The organism is Paramuribaculum intestinale (assembly GCF_030759015.1).
Taxonomy (GTDB): Bacteria; Bacteroidota; Bacteroidia; order Bacteroidales; family Muribaculaceae; genus Paramuribaculum; species Paramuribaculum intestinale.
On record NZ_CP098825.1, the window covers coordinates 2624709 to 2649404 of the forward strand.

The window sequence follows — 24696 nt, forward strand, 5'->3', positions numbered from 1 at the left end:
TTATTCCGGGGCGAAGTCGCGCAGCAAGGCGGGGAGCGACGCGGCGAAGGCGGCCATCGAGGGGAAAGTAGCAGTGGCGCCCGCATCGGCAAGAGCCGACTGCGGCACGGGACCGGTGGTGATACCGGCCACGGCTACGCCGGCGGCCGCTCCCGAAGCGACTCCAAGCGGTGCGTTTTCTATCACGAGAGCCTGCCACGGCTCCACTCCGGCCAGATCAAGAGCCGCGAGGTAAGGATCGGGAGCCGGCTTGCCGCGGCGAGTGTGGAGCGCCGTGATGCGCATATCGGGGGCAAACGCTCCGGGAAAATCACTGTCGAGCCGGTTGATGAGCGATGACTGCCCCGAACCGGTGACAAGCACCCGCTTCACTCCTGACTGCTGAAGCTGACGGAGCATGTCGGCAGCCCCCGGCATGACCGACACTTCGGGCATCGAAGCGAAAAACTCGGTCTTGAGGCGATAAAGCTCCTTGATCTCGTCATCGTCAGGCACGCGCCCGGCGTAGCGCTCCATGAGCAGACGTATGGTGGCGGCGCCTGTACGCCCCTCATGGAGGAAATATTCCTCCACGGGCAGATCCACACCCACGGTCAGCATCATACGGCGCCAGGCTTCGGCATGGCGCGGCATGGAGTCGTAGAGTGTGCCGTCCATGTCGATCAGCGCGGCACGGAGTTCAAAACGCGGATATCCGCGCGAAGCTATGAAACGTTGTATGCTGTCAGTCATCATTTCTTGCGTTTTTTATCTTTTTTGGACGATTTTTTGGTGTCCGATGCATTGTCGGGCATGGGAAACGGCGGCTCCTTGGGGCCTTCGAGCACTCCACCCTGAATGAATATCACCGAATCGGCGTGTGTCAGCGTGTCGGCCACGGAGAACTCCGCCCTGTCGGGGCGCGGAGCCTCCATCATGAGTTTTGTCTGGCGGCCGCTGCTGACACCGAACTTAAACACCTCCTGAATCTTGTGGATCAGGTTGATGCGGGTAGTGTCGGTGAGCTGCCGCGACGAGCTCACGGCATACTCGTTGAAGCGTGCCTTGCCGAGCCTTATCTTCAGATCGCCCGGCTTGCCCTTGATGTTGATGCCAAACTTGAACGGCAGCGGCGACTTCAATACGGCCACATGATAGTCGAGATCCATGTCGAGCGTGTTGCCACCGCTCACCCCGAGGCGATAGCGGTCGAGATCGAATACGAACGGGAACAGATCCAGACGCGAGTCGCGCACCATCAGTTCCACCTGCATCGATTTGATCAGATTGTGTTTCTTATCCTTGAACATCAGCCACTTCGCCATCGTGCGGAACGTCTCTCCGTCGATCAGCCGGAGCGAATCGCCCGAAAGTTTCAGCACAAGATTGAAGGTGTGGAACTTCATGTTCATCAGCGAATCAAGATCGGTGGTCATAGCCGCGTCGGCTGTCACTATACCGTCGACCTCACGCAGCAGCGGCAGTATGGAATCTATCTCCGGCATCAAGTGCAGGAACTGCTTGAGATGCAGTCGGCGTATGACCATTCCGGCCGCAAACCTCAGGTCGTGCTTGGTCTGTCCGGCGTAGAGCGCCGTCAGATCCATCGATCCCATAGGCGTATATCCGGCCAGACGGTCGAGATGTATGGCTCCGTCGCTGACATTGAGCTTACCCTGCAGCTTCTGAAGCCATATATCGGCATAGAGTACGTTTGCAGCGTCGATATCGAGCCGTGCATTTACATTGGAAGGCACTACAAACGCTGCTCCCACGGTGTCGGCGGCCTGAAGGGCCATGACATTCTCAGCCGCTTCATCGGAAGCGTCGGCACTGATCGCCTTAGCCTGTCCGAGCGACTTCTTCTCCGCGAACGCCGAACCGGCGAGTATGGCCGAAGTGATATTGTTGATGTCGACGGTATCGCTCTTGATGGTGAAATCCATTTCAAGCGGCGAGCCACGGCGCGATGAAAGCGCACGCGTGATGTTGGAGATGGTGCCGTTGATCAGGAAATCGGACTTGCCCATGCGGTATCGGGTGTTGCGTATCACCACCGAATCTGTGGAGATCTGCATATCGAGTCCGGTGATGCGGTTGCGCACCGGAAAGTAAGGTGTCATCATTCTTGCCCGCTTGGCCTTGATGTGAGCCGACGCGCTCCACCGGCGCATAAGTCCCACCAGATCGCGGTCGACATCAAAATCCATCATCTCCCTGCCGGCATTGGCCGAATCTATCTCAGCCCGCATGCGCCTCATGCGGGCAGCCCGCTGCAGCGAGTCGGACGCCGAGACAGCGATACGCCGCTTCGGCCGTCGGCGCGGATGGAGCGATATATCGGCCTTGGCATCGGTCAGCGCCAGACGGCTGAACGCGTCGGAATACCGCATACGCCCGGCCGACATGCCGACCGTCAGCAGCGGATCGCGCGCTCCACCCTCAAAGCGCTGCAAGGTGGCTTTTATGTCGGCATTGCGTATCACCACCCTCATGGAGTCGGAATCGGAGCGCAGCGACATGCGCCGGACGCTTGCCGTAAAGCCAAGCGGCGTGATGACGGTGGTGTCGAACGTAGCCTTGGTGTTGCGTGTGCCCATACCCACCTTCAGGCCTCGTGACAGCAGAGCCACACCGTCGCCGACAAAAGCGAGGGTGTCGGATGTCAGACTGACACGCAGCAGCGAGTCCACCTCCTGACCGTCGGCCGTGGTGAGATGTGTGTTGGTGCCGAAACTCAGCTGCGCACGGGTGACGTAGGCCAGAGCCGACGAATCGCGCATGCGCAGCAGAAAATCGTCGAGCCCCACCTTGCCGTTGACCCTGATATTGTGAAACCGCTTCGGATCGAGATCCGACAACCGCAGCGCGACATCGGTATGACCGTCGACACGCCCTCTGACAGTGAACGGCAGCCGCCGGAGCAGATCGGCCGGCAGTGCGGCAAAATCTAAATGTCCGTCGAACACACCGTCGACCCTCGGATCGCTCAGCGGATGCGTGACAGTGCCATTGAGGGTGAAGCCCACTGCCCTTCCCTGCAGGTCGAGACGTTTTATGTCGACACGCGACCCGTCGGGATTTCCGCCACAGACCGTAGCGGTGATATCGGCTTGAACACGGCGCAGTTTCAGCCGATCGTATTCAAACGAGCCACCCGGTATCATCACCGACACCTCCACATCGGGCATAGCCGGCACGCTGTCCGACAGACGCCCAATATCGTAAGGCTTAAGCAGACGCGCCCTGACATCGATCTCGGCGTCGGAAACGATCCGGGGCAGACTGCCCTTGAACCCCTCCGGAACGAGCGCCATCATATTGTCGACACGAAGCCGGGCTGCATAAAGATCAAGACTGTGGATCAGCAGCGAGTCGGAAAAACTGATATCGGCATTCATCCCGAGTGTATTGCCTCCGATGTCGAACGTGAAATCCTCGAGCCGCAGATGATCGGGACGCCGCTGATCCCACTTCACACTGCCGTCAACTCCGAGCGTCACCGGAGCCAGATCCATCATCGGCGCCAACCGCCCGCCACCCTCGGCTCTCGCCGAAATGGTATAGACCGGCGCCTTCTCTCCGTCGACAGCCGTCAGGGCGATGTCGAGCACTGCATCGATCGAGTCGGCGAGCGAAACGTAGCGCACCGGAGCGGCGCCATTGAGCACGAAGCGGTCGATGCTTATATAAGGCAGAGGCGAGGAAGCCGTATCAGACTGTTCTTCGGCCTCCGGAACTATATCGTAGTTGGCGTGGAGGTCATCGACCTTCACGAGATTGACCCTCGGAGCATCTATCTCCACGTCATAAAGCATTATATAGCCCATCGTGGCCGCCCACACGTTTATGCCGCCGCTCAGACGGCTTACGGTCAGCAGAGTGTCGGCCGAAGCAGGCAGCTGGGCTCTCTGTTGGGGTGTGATGCTGTCGAGAGCGTCGGACACCACCGTCAGATCGTCGACGTCGAGCCTGACTTTAGGGAAAGTCTTCCAGAACGTCAGCTCCACGCGACGAGCCTTGACATGGCCGTCGATAAACTCTCCGGAATATCTTTCGACCATAGAGGTGAGCGTTTCGGGCGAAAGCAGCCACACCACGCATGCCGTAGCGGCCACAGCCAGCAGTGCCAGAGAGCCGACAGCCACAGCCGTCCATTTGAGCACACGACGCCACAACGGACGTCTTTTTGAAGATGTTGTATTATCAGATGTCATTTGTCAGTCGGTTCGCGAATCAGGATAAGTGATAGAAACAAACACATCAAGCATGTTTCCCGCACAAAATTACTGAATTATTTGTTAATTTTGCATCTGACAAACAAACAACCACGCATGAAAGATCTTCCCACCGCCACCGAAGCACCCGAACGCGCCATACTCGTAGGACTGATCACTCCGGCCCAGAACGAGGCACGCGCCAAGGAATATCTCGACGAACTGGAATTTCTGGCCGACACGGCCGGAGCCGTCACAGTGCGCAAGTTCACACAGAAGATGAACGGCCCCGACTCCCGCACCTTCGTCGGATCAGGCAAGCTCGAAGAGATACGCCAATACAACGAGGACAACGACATAGCGATGGCGATCTTCGACGACGACCTGTCGTCGAAACAGGTGGCCAACATCGAAAAAGAGCTGAAGATTAAGGTGCTTGACCGCACCGGACTCATCCTCGACATATTCGCCAAGCGCGCACGCACGGCCAACGCACGCACACAGGTGGAACTGGCCCAGTACCAGTATCTGCTGCCGCGGCTCACACGCATGTGGACCCACCTCGAACGCCAGCGTGGAGGCATAGGCATGCGCGGCCCCGGCGAAACACAGATAGAGACCGACCGACGCATAATACTCGACAAGATCTCGCGCCTAAAAGAGGAGCTGAGATCAATCGACCGGCAGAAGTCGATACAGCGCAAAAACCGCGGCAAGCTCACCCGCGTGGCTCTCGTGGGCTACACCAACGTGGGCAAGTCGACACTGATGAACCTGCTGAGCAAAAGCGACGTGTTTGCCGAGAACAAGCTGTTCGCCACGCTCGACACCACCGTGCGCAAAGTGATCATAGAAAATCTGCCGTTTCTGCTCACCGACACCGTAGGGTTTATCCGCAAACTCCCGACACACCTTGTGGACTCCTTCAAATCGACTCTCGACGAGGTGCGCGAAGCCGACCTGCTGCTGCATGTGGTCGACATCTCCCATCCCAACTTCGAGGAACAGATCGAAGTTGTCAACCGTACGCTTGCCGACGTGTGCGGATCGGCCGACAAGCCGATGATCATGGTGTTCAACAAGGTCGACGCCTTCACCTACACGCCCAAGGATGCCGACGACCTCACTCCGGCACGCCGCGAGAACCTGTCGCTCGACGACCTGAAGCAGAGCTGGATGAGCCGCATGGGCGAGGACGCGGTGTTTATCTCCGCACGCAAGGGCATCAACATCGACGAACTCAAACACAAACTCTACGAGCGCGCCAAGCAGATACACCTTACCCGCTTCCCCTACAACGACTTCCTGTTTCAGACCTACGACAATCTGGCCGAAGAGGAGGAAGAGGAGAGCGGAGCAGACAGCTAATGAATCCCACCGCATGACGATGCGCCATCCGCACGGGCGCAGTCAGCAGCGAAAAAAAACAACTCACCCCCGGAGCGCGAATCAGACGATTCAATGCTCCGGGGTGACTGTTATCCGGTATCAGTCAAAGACACGGCGCGCATCACTCAGCGCGCTCATAGTAGCGCACCCAGTCGACAAGCATCTCCACCGGCAGATCCTCGGGGAACACACGTCCCACCCACTGGCCGCCAAGCTGCATATCGATCATCAGATACATCGGGCGATAGTAGGGGAACTGACTGGCAGCGTCGGCACCCTCGATGCGCGGATAGGTGTTGACATGCGTGTCGTTGATAAAGAATCGCACGCTGTCGGGATACATCTCCACCGCATACACATTGTAATCATCCGGATCGATGACACCGGTGCGCGACGGCACGGGATCATTCATGCCCTTATTATACGTATAATCGGAGTGGACGGTCTGATAGGCTATCGAGTCGGAGTTGAGGCGTTCCATGATGTCGATCTCGCCACCGTAAGGCCATTGGGTGCTGCCATACTCCTCCGACGCCGAAGGCTCCGGAAGCATCCAGATCGCAGGCCATGCGCCGCGCGCACCCTGCAGCTTGGCGCGGACCTCCAGACGTCCGCCGAGGAAAGCCTTCTTGCCTTTGGTAAATATACCGCCGGTGAGATATTCCACCGGACCGGCTGTGCCGGCGCTGTCGGCAATACCTTTGAGCACGGCATTGCCATCGCGCATCTCATACAGACGGTCGTCCGACGACATGTGAGCACACCAGTCGGGTGTGCCTTTGGGGATTCTCGACCATACGGTAGTATCGGCCTGACCGTCGTAGTCAAACTCTTCTGACCATACGAGCTTCCATTCGTCGGACTTCTGTTCGGTCTTCGCGCATGACACCACGGCCAGAGCCATAAACGCCATGGCGGGAATAAGGAAACGTTTAAAACGCATTTTTTTGATTTTGTTTTGGAGTAATATTTGTTTGGAGTAATAATAGTCTTGTTGCGCCGACAATAGGATGCTCCTTCCCGGCAATGTTTGTTCTTGACAATGCCCGGCAAAAACCTATCCAGGCCTGATTTTCTGCAAATTTACACAATATTTCTTTCAATTCAACGCCAAACCACCCCTCAACAACCCTCATTATGTTAAAAAACATATTTTGTGCGCGGCAGGAAAGCAAAGGGAAAATCGTGGCGAAAATTTGGTAGCGGGAGAAATGTTGCATAAATTTGTAGTGGGAAACCCACACAGTTGTCCCTGCATAAGAATCCATCTCCGAAACTAATATATGACCCCGTATCTTGTATCGGCACGCAAATATCGACCGACGACGTTTGAATCGGTCGTAGGACAGTCGGCTCTGACCTCGACGCTCAAAAATGCCGTCGTTTCGGGCCGTATAGCCAGCTCCTACCTGTTCTGCGGCACGCGCGGAGTGGGCAAGACCACATGCGCCCGTATCTTTGCCAAGACCATCAACTGCGAGCATCTGACCGCCGAGGGCAACCCATGCAACGAGTGCGACTCGTGCAAGGCTTTCAACGCAGGCACCTCGCTCAACATCATAGAGCTTGACGCTGCGTCGAACAACGGTGTAGACGCCATGCGCGCCCTCACCGAGCAGGTGAGAGTGCCGCCCGTGCAGGGCCGCTACAAGGTGTTTATCGTCGACGAGGTGCACATGCTCTCCACGCAGGCCTTCAACGCGTTTCTTAAAACCCTTGAGGAGCCGCCGGGCTACGTGGTGTTTGTGCTCGCCACCACCGAAAAGCAGAAGATCATACCCACGATACTCTCGCGCTGCCAGATCTACGACTTCCACCGCATATCCATCCCCGACATCATCCGCCAGCTGCAGTACGTGGCCTCGCAGGAGGGAGTGGAGGCCGAGGAGGCCGCTCTCAACGTCATAGCCACCAAGGCCGACGGCGGCATGCGCGACGCCCTGTCGGTATTCGACCAGGTGGCCGCATCCTCGCAGGGCAAGGTGACCTACGAGCACACGATAGCGAGTCTCAACGTGCTCGACTACAAATATTACACTCGCCTGACCGAAGCTTTTCTGGCCGGCGACGTGCTGATGACATGGGTGATCTACCGCGAGATCCGCGACGCCGGATTCGACTCGCTCTTTTTCATCAACGGCCTGGCCGCCTATCTTCGCGATCTGATGATGGCCCGCGACCAGTCGACCGTAGGACTCGTCGAGGCGGGAGAGGAGGCCCGCAGACAGATGGCCGACATAGGCGCCCGATGTACGCCGGGCTTCCTATACCGCGCCATGAGCCTCTGCAACGACGCCGACCTCAATTACCGCACGGCCACCAACAAGCAATTTCTCGTAGAGCTGACGCTCGCCAAAATATGCCAATCACTCAGCCCCTCCCCTAACAAAGGCAGCGACGGAGAGGGGCGGCTGAGAAAAATAGACGCTGCCGACACCAAAGCACCGCTTGTGAGCGTTCCGGCCGCCACCGCGCCGACAAAACCGTCGGCTCCGGCCACCACTCATAAGGCCACATCGCCACAGGCAACGGGAGCGACACCACAAGCCGCGCCGCAAGCTCCGGCTGCACCGCAGCCCCACGTACAGGCGTCACACCCCGCGACACACATGCCTGCACCGGGCATGAGGTCGACGCTGAAGATGCCGGTGTTCAACATCAACCGACCGAACGAAACGGCTGCGGCAACGGACGACACCACAGAGGGCAATACCGCCGGCAGCGGACGGTGCAAACCGTATTCGCAGACCGATCTCGACAACGCTTGGGACGAGTTTATCGACGCATTCCCCCGCAAGCGGATTCTGGTCAACTCGATGCGGACATCGCGCCCGGTGCGCCTCGACGAGACGCAGGTGGGGGTGGATCTCGACTCGGAGATACAGCTGTCCACCTTCCGCGAAGAGCTTGGCGAGCTGCTGCAGTGGATGCGCGACCGTCTGCAGAACGACCATCTCACACTGCAGCTCAAAGTCACCGACCGCGAACCGATGCGCCACGTGCTCAACGACCGCGAGCTGATGCTCACCATCATCAAGGAACGTCCGATGCTCGAAAAGTTCATCAAAGGACTGAAGCTTACTCTCTGACGCCGGACGTCAGACCCACTCACCTATCCGACAGTAAAGAAACACACCTCCGACATGATACCGCACATAAGAACATTCACACTTCTGACGGCACTGACGGCCATCCTCATCGCCACATCGTGCAGCAGCGACGACACACGCCGTTTCGACGACGAACTGCGTCAGGCCGACATGGCCGTGGCCGAAGGCGATATGACAGCTGCCACAAGCATAGCCCGCCGCCTCTCCGACGAGCATCTCGACGCCATGACCACAGGCCAGCTTTGCAGGCTGTCGATACTCTACATGCAGCTTTCGGACGACGGTAACCAGAGCGAAAACATATCACGCGCCACCGACTGCTACCGAAAGGCTTTCGCCACCGATTCCGACTCCGCGCGCCAATATTATTCGCAACTCGGCCCCGAACAGACCGCCAACGCGCAGATGCTGGCCACTATAGCCGGGAGCATCGGAACCGCCCTGCCCGGAGAGGCCGAAACCGACACCCTGCCGGAGACAATAATCAACGACAGCCATGAACACTGACTGGACCGACAGCCTCGCAGCCCTGCGGGCCACACTCCCCGGAGCCGATGAGCCCGCCGACGACGGACAGACTGCCGAAGAGGCATCCGACACATCCGCTACAGGCAACCGTCAGCTGACCCTCTGCTACGAGCGCAAGCAGCGTCGGGGCAAACCGGCCACGATCATCACCGGATTTGACTGCTCCGACGAGCAACTCTCGGAGATCGCCTCCAAGATAAAGAAACGGCTTGCAACGGGCGGATCGGCCCGCGGCGGAGAGATACTCGTGCAGGGCGACCGCCGCGAAGAACTCCGCACGCTGCTCGCCGACATGGGCTACAAGGTAAAAGGCTGACGATGCTTACCATATATCGCGCTTCGGCCGGATCGGGCAAGACCTATACTCTCGCCTACGAATACATCAGACTGCTGCTCGGACACACCGACCGCGACGGACGCCACCGCCTCAACAACGGCAACCGTGGCGGACACCGCAATATCCTCGCCATAACCTTCACCAACAAGGCCACAGGCGAGATGAAGCGCCGTATAATCCACGAACTCGCCCTTCTGGCCGGATGCGAGCCGGGCTGGGACTCGCGGTCAGGCTACATGGAGGACCTGAAACGCCATTTCGAAGCCACCGCCGAACAGATAGCCCGGGCCGCACGCGAAGCTTTGACCGGCCTACTTTTTGATTTCAGCCAGTTTCAGGTATCGACCATCGACTCCTTTTTCCAGACGATACTTCGCACATTCGCCCGTGAAGCCGAGCTTACGGGCAACTACGAACTGACGCTTGAAGCCGCACCGAGCGTCAGCGAGGGAGTGGCCCGCCTGTTCAAGTCGCTTGAAGAGGACGACAGCCGCAACAACGGCATCATACTGGCGCAGATCACCCGTCATCTGCTCAACAAGATGAACGAAGGAAAAACCTCAGATCTGCTCAACCGCTCGGGGAAAGCCTACCAGACTCTGGTCAGAGAGATATCGAGCATGAACGACGAGGATTTCGCCACACGCCACGAAGGCGAAGAGGCCACAGCCCACGACCTGACGATGGAGTATCTCTCTGATCCGACACGGCTCAACCGGTTTGCCTCGGCACTCATGAACGAAATATCGGCGCTCACGCGCAAAGCACAGCTCCGCGCCACCGAATGCCTCGACGCGATAGAGCGCCATGGCCTCGGCACCGGAGTGTTCAAGGCCAACCACTTCATCAAAGGCCTGGAGAAAGTGAAGGCCGATCCGTCATCCGACAGCGGCGCCACCACCACCGTGAAGCCCGCCGCCGAAGGGGTGGAATCGGTGCTCAACAAAGGGCGCACCCTCCCGCCTGAAGTGGAGGCGTCGGTCATCGCCGCCTCCGAGGCCATACTCGCCTGCCGTACACGCGGCAAGATATGCCGTCAGTTGCTTGACTCCACACTGTCGCTGTCGCTCATGCGCCACGCCATGCGCTATATCGACGAAGTGCGGCAGGAGAGCAACGCCCTGCTGCTCGACGACACGAAGACACTGCTCAGCCGGATCATCGGCGACAACGACACCCCCTTCGTCTACGAACGCATGGGAGTGTGGCTCAACCACTTCCTGATCGACGAATTTCAGGACACATCGCGCATGCAGTGGGACATACTGCGGCCTCTTGTAGAGCAAGGCATTGCACCCGGACACGACTCTCTGATAATCGGCGACGAGAAACAGTGCATCTACCGTTTTCGCAACTCCGACCCGACGCTGCTCGGCTCACAGGTGGCCTCCGACTTCGGCGCCCTTGACTTTCAGGAGAAAGGCAACACCCCCGGCTCCAACACCAACTGGCGGTCGTCGGCCACAGTGGTCGACTTCAACAACCGTCTTTTCGAGGCCATGGGTCCTGCAAGAGCCGGCGAAGGGGTCTACGGCAACGTACACCAGCTTGTAGCGGCCAAAAACCAGTCGGCTCCCGGCTATGTGGAGGTAGAACGCATCACTCCGCCGCAAGGCTCTACGATGGCCGACGAGGCTCTTCCGCGGATGTATGACAACATCGTGCGTCAGTTCCGGGCCGGCTACCGCCCCGCCGACATAGCCATACTTGTCCGCGACGGCAAAGACGCCACACAGGTAGCGGAATACCTGTCGGCACGACAGCACGACAACCACGACGATCCGCGATTCGGCATCACGAGCGACGAATCGCTCCGCCTGCAGGACTCCCCCGCCGTAAAAATGATCATCAGCGCTCTGCGACTCAGATCGACCACCGCCGACGACGTCAGGGAACGGCGCCGCAGCATGCGTGAGGTGACGCTGCTGACATCGCGCTTCGACGAAGCCAAAGGCCGCGGCCTGAGCGATTCCGACGCCCTTGAAGAGGCCGTAGGGCGCCGAGGCGAACAGGCAGCGGAAAGCAACAACGAATCATGGGATCTGGTGACACTCGTCAACTGGATCATCCGCGAGCGTGTCCCGGCTGAGATGGCCTGCGACCAGAATGCCGCTATCTCGGCCTTTGTCGACGCTGTGACCGAATATTCCGCAGCCAACGCCCCCGACCCGCGCAGTTTCCTGCGGTGGTGGGACATCAACGGGCGCCGGCTGTATGTGCAGACCCCGCCCGACACCATGTCGGTCAATCTGATGACTATCCACAAATCCAAAGGCCTGCAATGGGCCTGCGTACACGTACCGATGGTCGACTGGGACGCCGTTTCGCTCAAAAGCGACGAATGGTTTCCTACCCGCGGACTCACCCTCGAGGGCTGCGACACCGCCGACATACCTCCCTACGTGAGACTACGCCCATGCATTGAGATGCTCGCCACCCCGATGGGAGCGCGCTACCAGAGACGCGTCAGAGAGATGGCCACGGATGAAACCAACGTGATCTACGTGGCCTTTACACGCGCGGTCAACGAACTGTGTGTCTACTACAAAATGCCCTCTGCGCCAAAGGACACTACGGCGGGCGAATTTGTGGGACATGCCCTCATGGATGCCTACGGACAAGAATCGGTAACCATAGGCTCACACACTTCACCTCCGCCACGCGAGGAGAAGAAGGGCACCGCGCTCGAACCGACCGCCAGCGGCGAAATGCCGCGCTTCAAGGCCGGCATACGCACCGACCTATGGAATGCGATCGAGCTTGACGACGACCCGGAAATGATCGACGCTACCGCCGAGCCGACCGACGCTATCGCCGGTGACGACTGACCCGGACCGCGCTCAAAAAAGCTCAACGTCCGCGGCCATAAATCTTGCGGTAGACCAGAACCTTAAGCCGACCGAAACGCCGCTCGGCCTCATGCAAGGCGGCGGCACGTCCGTCGGCATCAGCCGCCGCATCGAGCATCCGGCCGATCTCCCCGCAAGTGTCGCCGTCGATCAGGCGCGACTCATCGAGCCGACCCAAAGCCACGCACTCCGCCAGATGCCCCACGACGGTCGAAAGAGCCAGACCGCGCAACGCGGCTATATCCTCGGGCGATGTGCCGTCGTCAAACATACGCAGTGACTCGAAAGTGGAATATCCTCTGGGACGCTTCTCCTTGCGTCCGGATTCACCCTTACGGCTTCCGGAAGCCGGTTTGTCGGGCTTGGCACGCATCTCCACAATGCCGGAATCATCGCCCTGAAGCGCGATCCGCGCCTTGATATCGAGATATGCCTCCACGCTGAAATCGGCATCGGACAGCGACGTCAGCACCTTGTATTTGGCAAGCATAAGCTCCCACGCAACATCGCGCGCCGCCTCCACCCTGCGGCGGTAATTCTTGTTGCCTATATCTGACGGAACCCTCTGCACCAGCTTCAACAGCGGCGACAGCTTTTCAATAAAATACGCACACCCTCCTCTGACCTTGAGCCGCAGCTCCTCCGACCCCTTCAGAGCCTGCGCCCCTCCGGGATATGAGGCGTAAATACGGCCAAAACGCTCTCCGACCGCATCCAGATCATCGGCCATATCCTTTGACGCACGTCCATAGACATCAAACAGCTCCGGATGCACCGGAGCCACAAACTCCTGAACCGCGCGCGACAGCGCGTCAAATTCACGCCGTATGCGCCCGAAATCAAACACCTCCACCAGATTGCGTATATAGAACTCGTCGGCGAGCCTTGAAGCCATAGCCTCGTCGGGAGTTCCGGCCACAGCCTCGCGGATAAATCCCGTCACTCCTGGATCGGTAATCACCGAACGATCCGACAATGGCGTGTCGAGTACCAGTCCGTCGAGCGAACGACACCGGCTCAGAGCCACATAGGCCTGTCCGGGAGCAAACGACGAAGCCGCATCGATTATAGCACGGTCAAACGTCAGCCCCTGGCTCTTGTGGATCGTTATGGCCCATGCCAGACGCAACGGCATCTGCACGAAACGCCCCTCCTCCTTCTGGGTGATCTTCTGAGTTGCTTCGTCGACATCGTAACGCGTATTGACCCACTCGGCCGGCTCCACACATATCTCCTCGTCCTTGCCGAGCGGCCTGACGTCAACCCTGCCGTCGGAGAGCGATGTGACAGTGCCTATCATGCCGTTGAAAAACCGGCGCTCCGGCCCGTCGTTGCGTATAAACATCACCCTCGCCCCGACCTTGAGAGTCACCTCCTCGTCGGCCGGATAGGCCGACGGCGGAAATTTGCCCTCGATCCGGGCCCGGAACACTGTGGGCTGCCCGGCGAGTGACGCGAGCTTCCCCTCGTTGACAGCCGCAGCCCGGGCGTTATGGGTTGTGAGGCGTATGTATCCCTCCTCGTCGGCCGGATCGAATCCCGGCCGATAGCGTCCGTTGAGTTTCCGGAGCAGCGTGTCGTCGATATTGCCGTCGCGCACGGCGTTGAGCATATCAACAAAATCCCGGTCGGTCTGCCTGAACACTGTCTGCAACTCTATGGTCAGCATCCCGGCCTCGCGCAGCGCATGGCTGTCGAAGAAATAAGGCGACTTATAATACGGCCGCAGCAGCTCGCGGTCGGCATCGCGCACCACCGGCGACAGTTGTCGCAGATCGCCTATCAGCAGCAGCTGCACCCCGCCGAAAGGCCTTGACGGATCACGAAACCGCCGCAGAGCCATATCCATGGCATCCATCAGATCGGGACGCACCATGCTGATCTCGTCTATCACAAGCAGCTCCATACCCGCAAGTATGCGACGCGTGGAGCGCGACGGCTTGAAATACTTCTCCTCGCCCACAAACCCCTGCCCGGGGATATAGCAGGTCAGCGGAAAATGGAAGAATGAGTGGATGGTAGCTCCATCGGCATTGATGGCCGCCACTCCTGTCGGCGCGAGCACCACCATGCGTTTGCGTGAGGTGGCCCGCAGCCGCCGGAGAAATGTCGTCTTGCCGGTGCCGGCCTTTCCGGTAAGAAACAGGTTGGCTCCCGTCTGCTCCACTATGCGGAAGGCAAGATCCATCTCTCCGCCTACCGTCATGGCAGCGATATGCTCACAAGCTTGCGGAGCCATATCGGCGCCGTCGGTATAATCGTATTCCATCGGTCTGTTCACTGTATTGCGAAATTAGGCATTATTCCATAACTTTGCAAAAATCACAAGAAATCACCACCACATAATGACCACCGCCTCCACAACCGCCCTTCCGGTGCAGGGGCGCCTCAAATCGCTCGACCTGCTACGCGGACTCGACCTTTCATGCTCGTCGGACTCCAGCCCCATATTAGGACAATGGTATGACACGGTGTTGACCGCCGGCAACTTCGCCATCGTATTCCTGATTCTCGCATGGATGCACCGCGACCGCCTCTGTATGCGCATCTGACATGCTGCGGATGCGGGGATGCCGCGTCGCAGGAGGGAAATTTTGCATTGTGGGGAGAATGATGTAATTTTGTATCGGTCTTGCCGGGGGCAAGTCCGCATGGTGTCGGCTCAACAATGACACCGCCAAGGTTGTTACACTAAAGACTTATGAAAACGAACGACCCATCGCCTGCAATGCAGCATAAAGCGCCGGCCGAAGCTGTGGCCGCCACCGGCGAATACAAATACGGATTCACCACCGACATAGACACCGACATACTGCCTCCCGGACTGTCGGAGGACACCATCAGGTATATCTCCGCACAGAAGCAGGAACCTGAATGGCTTCTCAACTTCCGCTTGAAAGCATATCGCAAATGGCTGACGATGAAGATGCCCGAATGGGCGCATCTCGACATACCGCCCATCGACTATCAGGCGATCAGCTACTACGCAGCTCCGGTGAAGAAAGAGGGGCCGAAAAGCCTCGACGAAGTGGATCCGCAGCTTATCGACACATTCAACAAACTCGGCATACCGCTTCAGGAGCAGAAACAGCTTGCAGGAATGGCTGTCGACGCAGTGATGGACTCCGTGAGCGTCAAGACCACCCACCGCCAGCTGCTTGCCGACAAAGGCGTGATATTCTGCTCCATCTCGGAAGCCGTCAGGGAGTATCCGGATCTGGTGCGGCGCTATCTCGGATCGGTCGTTCCGGCATCCGACAATTTCTTCGCCGCCCTCAATTCGGCGGTATTCTCCGACGGATCGTTTGTCTACATCCCCAAGGGCGTGCGTTGCCCGATGGAGCTCTCGACCTACTTCCGCATCAACGCCAAAGGCACCGGTCAGTTTGAACGCACCCTTATCGTAGCCGACGACGACTCCTACGTCAGCTATCTCGAAGGGTGCACCGCCCCGATGCGCGACGAAAACCAGCTTCACGCCGCCATCGTGGAGATCGTGGTGGAGAACCGCGCCGAAGTGAAATACTCTACCGTCCAGAACTGGTATGCCGGCGACCGCGACGGCCGCGGCGGCATATACAACTTCGTCACCAAGCGAGGACTCTGCCGCGGACGCGACTCAAAGCTGTCGTGGACGCAGGTCGAGACCGGATCGGCAATCACGTGGAAGTACCCCTCATGCGTGCTTGCGGGCGAAGGCGCCACCGGCGAATTCTATTCCGTAGCCGTCACCAACAACCGCCAGCAGGCCGATACGGGCACGAAAATGATACATCTGGCACCCAACACCCGCTCCACAATAGTCAGCAAAGGCATTTCGGCCGGACGGAGCCAGAACTCCTACCGCGGCCAGGTGAAAGTGGTGGCCTCCGCACATGGATGCCGCAACTACACCCAATGCGACTCCCTGCTGCTCGGCCCCGACTGCGGAGCACACACATTCCCCTATATCGATGTCATGAACGACAGTTCGGTAGTGGAGCACGAAGCCACGACATCGAAAATCAACGAAGAGCAGATATTCTACTGCAACCAGCGCGGCATACCCACCGAAGAGGCCGTAGGGCTTATTGTCAACGGATATGCCAAGGAGGTGATGAACAAGCTGCCTATGGAATTTGCCGTAGAAGCCCAGAAACTGCTCCAGATATCGCTCGAAGGGAGCGTGGGATGACCCGCATCATATCATAACCGAACAAAAAAATTGCCACAATGAGCAAACTTCTTGAAATAAAAGGACTCCACGCCTCGGTCGAGGGCAAGGAGATCATACGCGGACTCGACCTTGAGATAGGCGCCGGCGAAGTCCATGCCATAATGGGACCCAACGGCTCCGGCAAGAGCACCCTTTCGGGTGTGCTGGCCGGAAACCCATCCTACCGCGTCACCGGCGGCAGCGTCAGCTTCCACGGCGTCGACCTGCTGTCGCTCTCGCCCGAAGACCGCTCCCACGAAGGACTGTTCCTGTCGTTCCAGTATCCGGTGGAGATACCCGGAGTGTCGATGACCAACTTCATGCGCGCGGCAATCAACGCCAAGCGCAAATATTTCGGCGAGGATCCCATGCCCGCCACCGAATTCCTCAAACTCATGCGCCAGCGCCGCGAGATAGTGGAGCTTGACAACCGCCTGGCATCGCGCTCGGTCAACGAGGGCTTCTCGGGCGGAGAAAAGAAGCGCAACGAGATATTCCAGATGGCTATGCTCGAGCCGCGGCTCTCGATACTCGACGAAACCGACTCCGGACTCGACATCGACGCCCTGCGCATCGTAGCCTCGGGCGTCAACCAGCTGAAAACAAAAGACAACGCCACCATAGTCATAACCCACTACCAGCGTCTGCTCGACTACATACGCCCCGACTTCGTGCATGTGCTATATCACGGCCGCATAGTACACAGCGGCGGACCTGAACTCGCGCTCGAACTCGAAGAGCGTGGCTACGACTGGATCAAGCAACAAGTCGACTGACCCTGCCATGAACGCTCTCAGACAATACACCGACCTCTATAACGCCCACTGCAAGGATATCGACGCACACGCACCCGCCCTGCTCAACGAGCTGCGCCCGCGTGCATTCGAAGCCCTGCAGGGCAAAGAGCTGCCCGACACACACACGGAGGGCTACGAGCGCACATCGCTCGACGAGATGATGACTCCCGACCGCGGCCTGAACATAATGCGCCTCGGACATTCGTTTGATCTATCCACAGCCATACGCTGCGAGCTGCCCAACGTATCGACTCTGCAGGCATATCTCGTGGGCGACACATTCGTGCCCACCGAAGGGCTCGACCGCCGTCTGCCCGAAGGAGTGATATTCACATCGCTGGCACGTGCATGTGAGCAGTGGCCCGACATCATAAAACCGCGTCTGGGCACGCTTGCCGACCTCAACGACGTCCCTACAGCCCTCAACACCCTTTTGTGCCAGGACGGCGCTGTGGTGCGCATTCCGGCCGGAACACATCTCGAAAAACCGCTGCAGATTGTCAACGTGTTTGACGGCGCAGAGCCTCAGATGGCCGTGCGCCGGCTGCTCGTGATCGTGGAGAAAGACGCTTCGGCCATGATCCTCACCTGCGACCACAGCAAATCCGACACACACTCGTGCCTTTCGCTGCAGGTGACCGAAGCATGGCTCGACGAAGGTGCCAGCCTCGACATCTGCGACATGGAGGAAACAGCGGCATCCAACGCCCGCTGCTCACGTCTCTACGTCAGTCAGCAGACCGGATCGCAGCTGCGCGCCAACATTGTGACGCTGTCATGCGGCACGACCCGCAACGACATGCGCACCGACATCAACGGCGAGCACTGCCGCACGGAAATCAACGGCATGGCCATCTGCACCGACCGCCGTCACGCCGACAACTGTTCGGTGGTGCGCCATCTGCAACCCCGCTCCCACAGCCGCCAGCTCTTCAAATATGTGCTCGACGACTATGCGCAGGGCGCTTTCGAAGGATCGATACTCGTCGCTCCCACCGCTCCCTATACCGAGGCCTACCAGAGCAACCGCAACGTACTCGCCTCGTCGACGGCACGAATGCACACACGCCCGCAGCTCGAAATCTACAACGACGAGGTGAGCTGCTCACACGGAGCGGCCACCGGTCAGCTCGACGAGCAGGCTCTCTTCTACATGCGCACCCGCGGCATCCCAGAGCGCGAGGCCCGCATGATGCTTATGCAGGCATTCATGTCGGACGTGATCGACTCCGTGAGCATACCCGGCCTGGCCGACCGTCTGCGGCATCTGACAGAAATGCGCTTCAGAGGCGACACAGCCGTATGCGGCGACTGCCCTGCAAAATAAACTTCAAAACGACACCGACCCCATGACAGCACTCGACACCGCCGACATACGCCGACAGTTTCCCGCCCTCAGCCGCAAAATCTACGGTCATGAACTGATATATCTCGACAACACCGCCACCACGCAGACACCATCGCCGGTGATCGACGCCATACGCGACGGTTATCTCGACTCGAAAGCCAACGTACACCGCGGCGTGCACACACTGTCGCAGGAGGCCACCGCCCGGCAGGAGGCCACACGCGAACTTGTGGCCCGATACATCGGCGCCGACGACAGCGCCGAGGTGATCTTCACCCGCGGCACCACCGAGTCGATCAATCTCGTGGCAAGCTCCTATGGCGCGCTGATGAACGAAGGCGACGAGATAGTGCTGACGGTCATGGAACACCACTCGAATATAGTTCCCTGGCAGCTTATCGCGGAGCGCCGCGGGCTGAAAATACGCGTCGTAGGGATGGACGACCGCGGAGTGCTTGATCTCGACGCATTCCGGAGCATGCTCAACGAGCGCACGCGCATTGTGGCGGTGACCCACGTGAGCAACGTGCTCGGCACGGTCAATCCCGTAGCCGAAATGATCGCCGAAGCCCACAAAGCCGGAGCTGCGGTGCTCGTCGACGGCGCGCAGGCCATAGCACATACAAAGGTCGACGTCAAGGCACTCGACGCCGACTTCTATGCATTCTCATCGCATAAGATGTATGGTCCGTGCGGTATCGGAGTGCTTTACGGACGCCGTGAGCTTCTTGAAAAAATGCCTCCATACCAGGGGGGCGGAGAGATGATAAAGACCGTGAGCTTCGGCGGCACGGTATTCGCCGACCTGCCTTTCAAATTCGAGGCCGGCACCCCCGACTTTGTCGGAATCGCGGCGCTTGCAAAGGCAGTGGAGTGGCTCGAAGCCACCGGTGTGGAACGGATCGCCGCCCACGAAGAGCAGCTGCTTGAATACACCACAGAGCGCATGGCCGAGATAGAAGGAATGCGTATATTCGGCACAGCTCCGGGCAAGAGCGCCATCATATCATTCCTGATAGGCAACGCACACTCCTACGACACCGGTCTGCTGCTCGACAAACTCGGCATTGCCGTGCGCACCGGCCACCACTGCGCCCAGCCCCTGATGGAGCGGCTGGGAGTGAGCGGCACCGTGCGTGCGTCGATGGCCGCCTACAATACCTTCGAGGAAGCCGACGCCTTTATCGGCGCATTGCGCCGCATTGCGCCGATGCTTGCCTGAGGCTGCAAGCCACCGTAGAGGCGCGTCAGAGCTTCTCCTGACGCTTGCGTATCCACGCGGCGAGCTCTACCATCACCGCATTGTGGGACGCCATCTGATCGCGTCTGTAGCCCCAACCGTGACCTCCAGAAGGATAAATATGGAGCGAGGCGTCGACACCGTGCCGGCGCATGGCAAGAAAATAATTGATCGAATTGAGAGGATCCACCACCTTGTCGTCGGCACTCAGCAGCAGCAATGCAGGCGGTGTCGACGGAGAGGCCTGAAGCTCCGACGAATAGCGCGCACGCAGCTCTGGAGAGTCAGCGTCGCCGAGAAACTGCGCAGCCGTGCCGGGATGTGTTATCTCCGGCATGAGCGACACCACCGGATAAAACAGTATCTGGAAGGCCGGGCGACAATCGGGTACAGCGCCATTGGCCATGGCGGCAGCCAGATGGCCACCGGCCGAAAAGCCCATGATACCCGTCCGGGAGATATCCACGTGCCATTCTTCGGCATTGTCGGCCAACACCCTGAACGCATCAGCCACATCGGTCAGCGGACGTGACCGATCGCCATCGGGCAGAGTGTAGTCGAGCACGGCATACGTCACTCCCAGACTGTTGAAGAACGGCGCCCAGTCGTAGCCCTCATGATCGGCGGCCACTTTGGAATATCCTCCTCCCGGACAAGCCACCAACGCCATTCCCGAAGGTTTTGAGGGCACAAAAACACGCATCGACGGCGACTGCACATCAACCACGCGTCCCTGTGCGAAAGTAGTCACAGACACGAGCGACAGCGCGTTCAGCGCGGCCGCCACACCCTTGCGGATGCCCATAGGAGCCGCCGTGCGCCGCGCGCTTCCCGAAGCGATATGATCGGCCATGCGGCTCTCGATATATCCGTCTGCCATAATCAATCGTTATACTGTGATGTCAGAATCCGGGTAAGCTCGGCTACGCCTTCAGACGCGCCTTTGCGTATGACGTGGACCCATTCGGGCACAGGAGCCGGATTGGGGTCGATATAATAGACTGGCGTGCCACGGCGAACATAGTTGAGCAGTCCGGCCGCAGGATACACCACCAGGCTCGTGCCTATGACAACGAAAACATCGGCCTGCGACACAAGCTCCACAGCCGGCTCCATCATGGGCACGGCCTCCTGAAAAAACACTATGTGCGGACGCAACGGCCGTCCCTCCGGATCGCGGCTCTCGGGCGAGGTATCGGCATGATCGGGATCGAGTCGATAGACACGATATGGCTCGTCGACCGTGCGCACCGCCATCAGTTCGCCGTGAAGATGAAGCACATTGGAACTGCCGGCACGCTCGTGGAGATCATCGACATTCTGTGTGATGACATACACTTCGTAGTCCTTTTCGAGAGCCGCCAGCCCCAGATGCCCTGCATTGGGCTCGGCTTTGAGCAGTTCGCGCCGCCTGGCGTTGTAGAAATCATGGACAAGACGTGGATTGCGTCTGAAACCGTCGGCACTGGCCACGTCCATCACCGGATAGTTTTCCCACAGTCCGCCGCTGTCGCGGAAGGTGCTGATACCGCTTTCGGCGCTCATGCCTGCGCCGGTGGAGATTACGAGTTTTTTCATCGGGAGAAAGTTTTTTTGCACAGTTACGTTCAGAGTCTGAACAAGGAGAAATTGACACTGCCGTAGGCACGGTGTTCGAAAAAGCCTGGCAACGTGGAGAAATCAAACTTACGCGAGTGCTCCATCACGAACAGCGTGCCCTCCTTGACGAGCTTCGAGCCGAGCACCTTGCCCGGAATCTCGCCGAATCCGTCCATGTCATAGGGAGGATCGGCGAAGATGAAATCGAACGGAGCGACGGCGGTCGATATATACCGCAGCGCATCGCCCCTGACGAGATGCAGATTGTCGGCGCCGAGCGCCTCGGCCGTGCGCCTGATAAACGAGCACTGCACCGGCGCGCGCTCCACGGCTGTCACTTCGGCGGCCTCGCGCGAAAGAAGTTCGAACGTGATGGCTCCGGTGCCGGCGAACAGATCGAGCGCACGGACACCTTCGAGATCCATCAGATTCTCGATGACGTTGAATATATTCTCGCGGGCGAAATCGGTTGTAGGCCTCGCAGTGATGGATGTCGGCACATCAAACCGCCGACGTCCGTATTTTCCTCTTATGATTCTCACCTTGTCAGATTCTGCATTAAAAGATTTAACAATATGCGGGGCCTCTGCCTATGCATTATGTGCATAACGCCCCGACACCCCGTGAAGATCACGCCTGAAGAAAATAATCGGGCAGATCAGCCCCGGAATGCCCCAGACGGCATATTGCCGGCGAAGCATTGACCATCTCCACCGGACATGATGCCCCGCGCAGCATATCGGCCATCGCGGCACACCATTCACGCGATGCCCCGGCACGACGCAGATACACCGTACCACGGTCGGCGCCCACGACGCGACGCAGAGCCGCCACATAGTAGGCGGCATCTTCCGGCGCGCTGATATCGAAACTGTTTGCCGCCATGAGATTGCCGTCGAGATTATACACCCAGCGTATCACCGCGTCCTCACACGACACCCAAAGCCCGTCGGCACGGTAGCATTCGATCATGGCCGCGAGAGTAGGACGTATCGTTATGTTGAAAAAGGTGCGTCGGAAAAAGGCCAGAAGTTGCTCGTCGTCGTCCGAAACCACCACGGCTTCGCGCCATGTGGGTTCACGAAGCGACACGCACGCCTCACTCCCGAAGGTAGCCTCAAAAGCCTCTTCGGCTGCCTTGTCGTCAAGACAAGCGGGGATAAGCGCCACACGTGGCGAAGATGTCAGCAACCCGATGCGGCTGAAATCGGAAAGCAGCAGCGGATTGTCGTAGACTGCCTCCTCCACCGCCTTGGCATAGCTTCCGGCAGTGGCTACGGGTAGCGGTATGTGCGACAATATCATCTGTTCGCCGTCGACCGGAGGCAACAGCGCGGCAGTCAGCCTACGGTCGGAGAGCTGCATCACAAGGCTCCATAGTTCAGGCTGTGAGATGAGATCTTTGTCAAGCTGTGGCATGTATATAGTAGTTTTTTATCTACAACGGATTTATAAACGCTTTATGAGCGACAGGCCGTCGCGCAGGGGGAATATCACCGACTCCAGTTCCGGATCTTCGGCCACAAGGCGGTTGAATTCCAGAATGCCGCGCAACTGCGGATCGCGGCCTGCATCGTCGGCCACCACCCGTCCCGACCAGAGAGTGTTGTCGGCGAGGATATATCCTCCGCGGGCCATACGCGGCTTCAGCATGGCGAGATACTCCGGATAGCGGCGCTTGTCGGCATCGACAAACACCATGTCCCACTCTCCGGGCATACGTCCGACCACCTCGGCCGCGTCGCCGATATGGAGCGTTATCGACGGATAATCCGCAAAACGCTCGCGCAGCTCGTCGTCCATCTCATCGTCGATCTCCACAGTGTCGAGCGTGGCTCCCGGCTGCAGCCCCTCGGCGATGCAAAGCGTGGAGTAGCCGGTGAAGGTACCCAGCTCGAGTACACGCTTCGGCGCTATCATGGAGGTGAGCATCTTCAGTATACGTCCCTGCAGATGTCCCGAACACATGCGGGGATAGAGATGGTGAAGCCATGTATGGCGGTAGAGCCGCTTAAGATGATCGGGCTCCGGCGAGATATGGCTCTCGATATATTGTTCAAGCCGGTCGTCGGTGAGTGTCAGCGGATTGCTCATAACGAGGTGAAATAGGTCTGCGACGCCTCTATGCATCGGCGCATAGCGTCGACACACTCGGCAGGGAAGCTTCCCTGCGCGGTTTCGCCGGTGAGCAGAAGCGTTTCCACTCCGTCGCGCACCGCAAAGGCCACATCGGTCATCTCGGCTCTTGTCGGATAGGGGTGATCGATCATGGATGTGAGGATCTGCGTCGATACTATCACAGGTTTTCCCGCCGCGCGGGCCATGGCACAGGCCTTGTGCTGCACGGCCGGTATGGTTGCCACGTCGATCTGTGTGCCGAGATCGCCGCGCGCCACGAGAATGCCGTCGGCAGCCTCAAGGATGCCGTTGAAATTGCGTATCGCCTCGCGGCACTCTATCTTGGCGAAGATGCGTATATCGCTGCCGGCGGTCAGAGCGCGGACAGCCTCAACGTCGGCCGCACAGCGCACAAAGGAGTGGGCTATCATGTCGATGCGCTCCTCCACAGCCACCTCGATGGCGCAGCGGTCGCGCTCCGACACGGCCGGGATCGGGGGCAGATCGGTGTCGGGCAGATTGACTGTCTTGCGCGACCCGAGTTCGCCGCCGAGAGTGACTACGGCTTCGGCCACAGCACCGTCGGCATGACGCACTGTAAGCTCCATGGCTCCGTCGTCGAGCACCACCCGATGACCCTTTCGAAGAGCGGAGCACACTCCCTCCACGGCTATGCCTATGACCGACGAATCGGTAGCGGCACACTCGGCGAGTCTCACTTCGTCGCCGACGGCCAGTGTCACCGACTCCAGAGTGCCGGACAATTGCGTCGTGCGGATTTCAGGTCCCTTCGTATCCATCAGTATCGCCGTTCCGGGCACATGCTCGCGCACGGCGCGGATGATGCGTCTGAGTCCTTCGCCGTCGACATGCGCCGAATTGATCCTGACTGAATCCATTCCGGCGCGCCTCAGCGACGTCAGGAAGTGTCGGTCACAGCGCAAATCGGTGACCGTTGCCATTATATCGGTAAGTCTTTTCATATTGTCA

Annotated in this window: 21 protein-coding genes; 10 read left to right on the plus strand and 11 right to left on the minus strand. The window is 58.9% G+C overall.

Annotated features, from left to right (window positions below):
- Both NF347_RS11810 and NF347_RS11815 read right to left on the minus strand, forming a co-directional pair.
- Positions 1-735: an HAD family hydrolase gene (locus NF347_RS11810; protein WP_290087499.1), complete on the minus strand. Its 735-nt coding sequence runs from the start codon at positions 733-735 to the stop codon at positions 1-3.
- Positions 732-4196: a hypothetical protein gene (locus tag NF347_RS11815; protein ID WP_133165425.1), complete on the minus strand. Its 3465-nt coding sequence runs from the start codon at positions 4194-4196 to the stop codon at positions 732-734. Before NF347_RS11815 ends, NF347_RS11810 begins: the two co-directional genes overlap by 4 nt.
- A 117-nt stretch (positions 4197-4313) precedes the next feature.
- On the opposite strand from NF347_RS11815, the gene hflX reads away from it, so the two are divergent.
- Positions 4314-5564 carry a GTPase HflX gene (gene hflX / locus NF347_RS11820; protein WP_107035323.1) on the plus strand — a complete coding sequence of 417 codons (1251 nt, stop codon included), beginning with the start codon at positions 4314-4316 and terminating at the stop codon, positions 5562-5564.
- A 142-nt stretch (positions 5565-5706) separates the two neighbouring features.
- On the opposite strand, the gene NF347_RS11825 is transcribed toward hflX, so the two are convergent.
- On the minus strand, positions 5707-6528 hold the full coding sequence (locus NF347_RS11825) for a family 16 glycosylhydrolase (protein ID WP_370364550.1): 822 nt from the start codon (positions 6526-6528) through the stop codon (positions 5707-5709).
- Positions 6518-6805 carry a hypothetical protein gene (locus NF347_RS11830; protein WP_133165426.1) on the minus strand — a complete coding sequence of 96 codons (288 nt, stop codon included), beginning with the start codon at positions 6803-6805 and terminating at the stop codon, positions 6518-6520. The genes NF347_RS11825 and NF347_RS11830 overlap by 11 nt, the downstream gene beginning before the upstream one ends.
- 63 nt (positions 6806-6868) lie before the next feature.
- Here NF347_RS11830 and dnaX point away from each other — a divergent pair, with 63 nt between their 5' ends.
- The 4 genes from dnaX to NF347_RS11850 are packed head-to-tail and all read left to right on the plus strand — an operon-like array spanning position 6869 to position 12388.
- Positions 6869-8674 carry a DNA polymerase III subunit gamma/tau gene (dnaX, locus tag NF347_RS11835; protein ID WP_107035325.1) on the plus strand — a complete coding sequence of 602 codons (1806 nt, stop codon included), beginning with the start codon at positions 6869-6871 and terminating at the stop codon, positions 8672-8674.
- 54 nt (positions 8675-8728) lie between these two features.
- A complete protein-coding gene (locus NF347_RS11840) occupies positions 8729-9202 on the plus strand; it encodes a hypothetical protein (RefSeq protein WP_107035326.1) in 474 nt (157 codons plus the stop codon).
- Positions 9192-9539, plus strand: a complete 348-nt coding sequence (locus NF347_RS11845) for a translation initiation factor (protein ID WP_107035327.1) — start codon at positions 9192-9194, stop codon at positions 9537-9539. The genes NF347_RS11840 and NF347_RS11845 overlap by 11 nt, the downstream gene beginning before the upstream one ends.
- A gap of 2 nt (positions 9540-9541) precedes the next feature.
- The gene (locus NF347_RS11850) at positions 9542-12388 is read left to right on the plus strand and encodes a UvrD-helicase domain-containing protein (RefSeq protein WP_107035328.1); all 2847 of its coding nucleotides are present in this window, start codon (positions 9542-9544) and stop codon (positions 12386-12388) included.
- A gap of 22 nt (positions 12389-12410) precedes the next feature.
- On the opposite strand, the gene NF347_RS11855 is transcribed toward NF347_RS11850, so the two are convergent.
- Entirely contained in the window at positions 12411-14678 is a 2268-nt protein-coding gene (locus NF347_RS11855; protein WP_107035329.1) for an AAA family ATPase, read from the minus strand.
- Positions 14679-14754: 76 nt separating this feature from the next.
- Here NF347_RS11855 and NF347_RS11860 point away from each other — a divergent pair, with 76 nt between their 5' ends.
- From NF347_RS11860 to NF347_RS11880, 5 genes are all read left to right on the plus strand, one after another.
- Positions 14755-14961 carry a hypothetical protein gene (locus NF347_RS11860; protein WP_107035330.1) on the plus strand — a complete coding sequence of 69 codons (207 nt, stop codon included), beginning with the start codon at positions 14755-14757 and terminating at the stop codon, positions 14959-14961.
- Positions 14962-15137: 176 nt separating this feature from the next.
- Positions 15138-16583, plus strand: coding sequence for a Fe-S cluster assembly protein SufB (gene sufB / locus NF347_RS11865; RefSeq protein WP_107035331.1), 1446 nt, complete (start codon positions 15138-15140; stop codon positions 16581-16583).
- Between the two features lie 38 nt (positions 16584-16621).
- Positions 16622-17380, plus strand: coding sequence for a Fe-S cluster assembly ATPase SufC (gene sufC, locus NF347_RS11870; RefSeq protein WP_107681353.1), 759 nt, complete (start codon positions 16622-16624; stop codon positions 17378-17380).
- Positions 17346-18728: a Fe-S cluster assembly protein SufD gene (gene sufD, locus NF347_RS11875; protein ID WP_133165428.1), complete on the plus strand. Its 1383-nt coding sequence runs from the start codon at positions 17346-17348 to the stop codon at positions 18726-18728. Before sufC ends, sufD begins: the two co-directional genes overlap by 35 nt.
- 22 nt (positions 18729-18750) lie before the next feature.
- Complete coding sequence (locus NF347_RS11880) at positions 18751-19971, plus strand: aminotransferase class V-fold PLP-dependent enzyme (RefSeq protein WP_107681354.1); 1221 nt, start codon at positions 18751-18753, stop codon at positions 19969-19971.
- 25 nt (positions 19972-19996) lie between these two features.
- Here the strand turns inward: NF347_RS11880 and NF347_RS11885 are convergent, their stop codons facing one another.
- The 6 genes from NF347_RS11885 to pyk all read right to left on the minus strand — a co-directional run bounded on the left by NF347_RS11885 (position 19997) and on the right by pyk (position 24689).
- Positions 19997-20869 carry an alpha/beta hydrolase gene (locus NF347_RS11885; protein ID WP_107681355.1) on the minus strand — a complete coding sequence of 291 codons (873 nt, stop codon included), beginning with the start codon at positions 20867-20869 and terminating at the stop codon, positions 19997-19999.
- 2 nt (positions 20870-20871) lie between these two features.
- The gene (locus NF347_RS11890) at positions 20872-21567 is read right to left on the minus strand and encodes an SIR2 family NAD-dependent protein deacylase (RefSeq protein ID WP_107681356.1); all 696 of its coding nucleotides are present in this window, start codon (positions 21565-21567) and stop codon (positions 20872-20874) included.
- A 29-nt stretch (positions 21568-21596) separates the two neighbouring features.
- Positions 21597-22130, minus strand: coding sequence for an RsmD family RNA methyltransferase (locus NF347_RS11895; protein ID WP_107035337.1), 534 nt, complete (start codon positions 22128-22130; stop codon positions 21597-21599).
- An 88-nt stretch (positions 22131-22218) separates the two neighbouring features.
- Entirely contained in the window at positions 22219-23007 is a 789-nt protein-coding gene (locus NF347_RS11900) for a DUF3822 family protein (protein WP_107035338.1), read from the minus strand.
- Positions 23008-23037: 30 nt separating this feature from the next.
- Positions 23038-23682 carry an O-methyltransferase gene (locus NF347_RS11905; protein ID WP_107035339.1) on the minus strand — a complete coding sequence of 215 codons (645 nt, stop codon included), beginning with the start codon at positions 23680-23682 and terminating at the stop codon, positions 23038-23040.
- Positions 23679-24689 (minus strand): pyruvate kinase, encoded by a 1011-nt coding sequence (gene pyk, locus NF347_RS11910; protein WP_107035340.1) that lies wholly within the window; start codon positions 24687-24689, stop codon positions 23679-23681. Before pyk ends, NF347_RS11905 begins: the two co-directional genes overlap by 4 nt.
- Between the last annotated feature and the right edge of the window lie 7 nt (positions 24690-24696).

Coding starts and splice junctions, on each gene's coding strand:
- NF347_RS11890 (WP_107681356.1), bottom strand. CDS start 21,567: ATGAAAAAACTCGTAATCTCCACCGGCGCAGGCATGAGCGCCGAAAGC.
- NF347_RS11900 (WP_107035338.1), bottom strand. CDS start 23,007: ATGCCACAGCTTGACAAAGATCTCATCTCACAGCCTGAACTATGGAGC.
- NF347_RS11810 (WP_290087499.1), bottom strand. CDS start 735: ATGATGACTGACAGCATACAACGTTTCATAGCTTCGCGCGGATATCCG.
- sufC (WP_107681353.1), top strand. CDS start 16,622: ATGAGCAAACTTCTTGAAATAAAAGGACTCCACGCCTCGGTCGAGGGC.
- NF347_RS11830 (WP_133165426.1), bottom strand. CDS start 6,805: ATGCAACATTTCTCCCGCTACCAAATTTTCGCCACGATTTTCCCTTTG.
- NF347_RS11845 (WP_107035327.1), top strand. CDS start 9,192: ATGAACACTGACTGGACCGACAGCCTCGCAGCCCTGCGGGCCACACTC.
- NF347_RS11885 (WP_107681355.1), bottom strand. CDS start 20,869: ATGGCAGACGGATATATCGAGAGCCGCATGGCCGATCATATCGCTTCG.
- NF347_RS11860 (WP_107035330.1), top strand. CDS start 14,755: ATGACCACCGCCTCCACAACCGCCCTTCCGGTGCAGGGGCGCCTCAAA.
- NF347_RS11855 (WP_107035329.1), bottom strand. CDS start 14,678: ATGGAATACGATTATACCGACGGCGCCGATATGGCTCCGCAAGCTTGT.
- NF347_RS11880 (WP_107681354.1), top strand. CDS start 18,751: ATGACAGCACTCGACACCGCCGACATACGCCGACAGTTTCCCGCCCTC.
- NF347_RS11815 (WP_133165425.1), bottom strand. CDS start 4,196: ATGACATCTGATAATACAACATCTTCAAAAAGACGTCCGTTGTGGCGT.
- NF347_RS11825 (WP_370364550.1), bottom strand. CDS start 6,528: ATGCGTTTTAAACGTTTCCTTATTCCCGCCATGGCGTTTATGGCTCTG.
- sufB (WP_107035331.1), top strand. CDS start 15,138: ATGCAGCATAAAGCGCCGGCCGAAGCTGTGGCCGCCACCGGCGAATAC.
- pyk (WP_107035340.1), bottom strand. CDS start 24,689: ATGAAAAGACTTACCGATATAATGGCAACGGTCACCGATTTGCGCTGT.
- NF347_RS11840 (WP_107035326.1), top strand. CDS start 8,729: ATGATACCGCACATAAGAACATTCACACTTCTGACGGCACTGACGGCC.
- hflX (WP_107035323.1), top strand. CDS start 4,314: ATGAAAGATCTTCCCACCGCCACCGAAGCACCCGAACGCGCCATACTC.
- NF347_RS11905 (WP_107035339.1), bottom strand. CDS start 23,682: ATGAGCAATCCGCTGACACTCACCGACGACCGGCTTGAACAATATATC.
- dnaX (WP_107035325.1), top strand. CDS start 6,869: ATGACCCCGTATCTTGTATCGGCACGCAAATATCGACCGACGACGTTT.
- NF347_RS11850 (WP_107035328.1), top strand. CDS start 9,542: ATGCTTACCATATATCGCGCTTCGGCCGGATCGGGCAAGACCTATACT.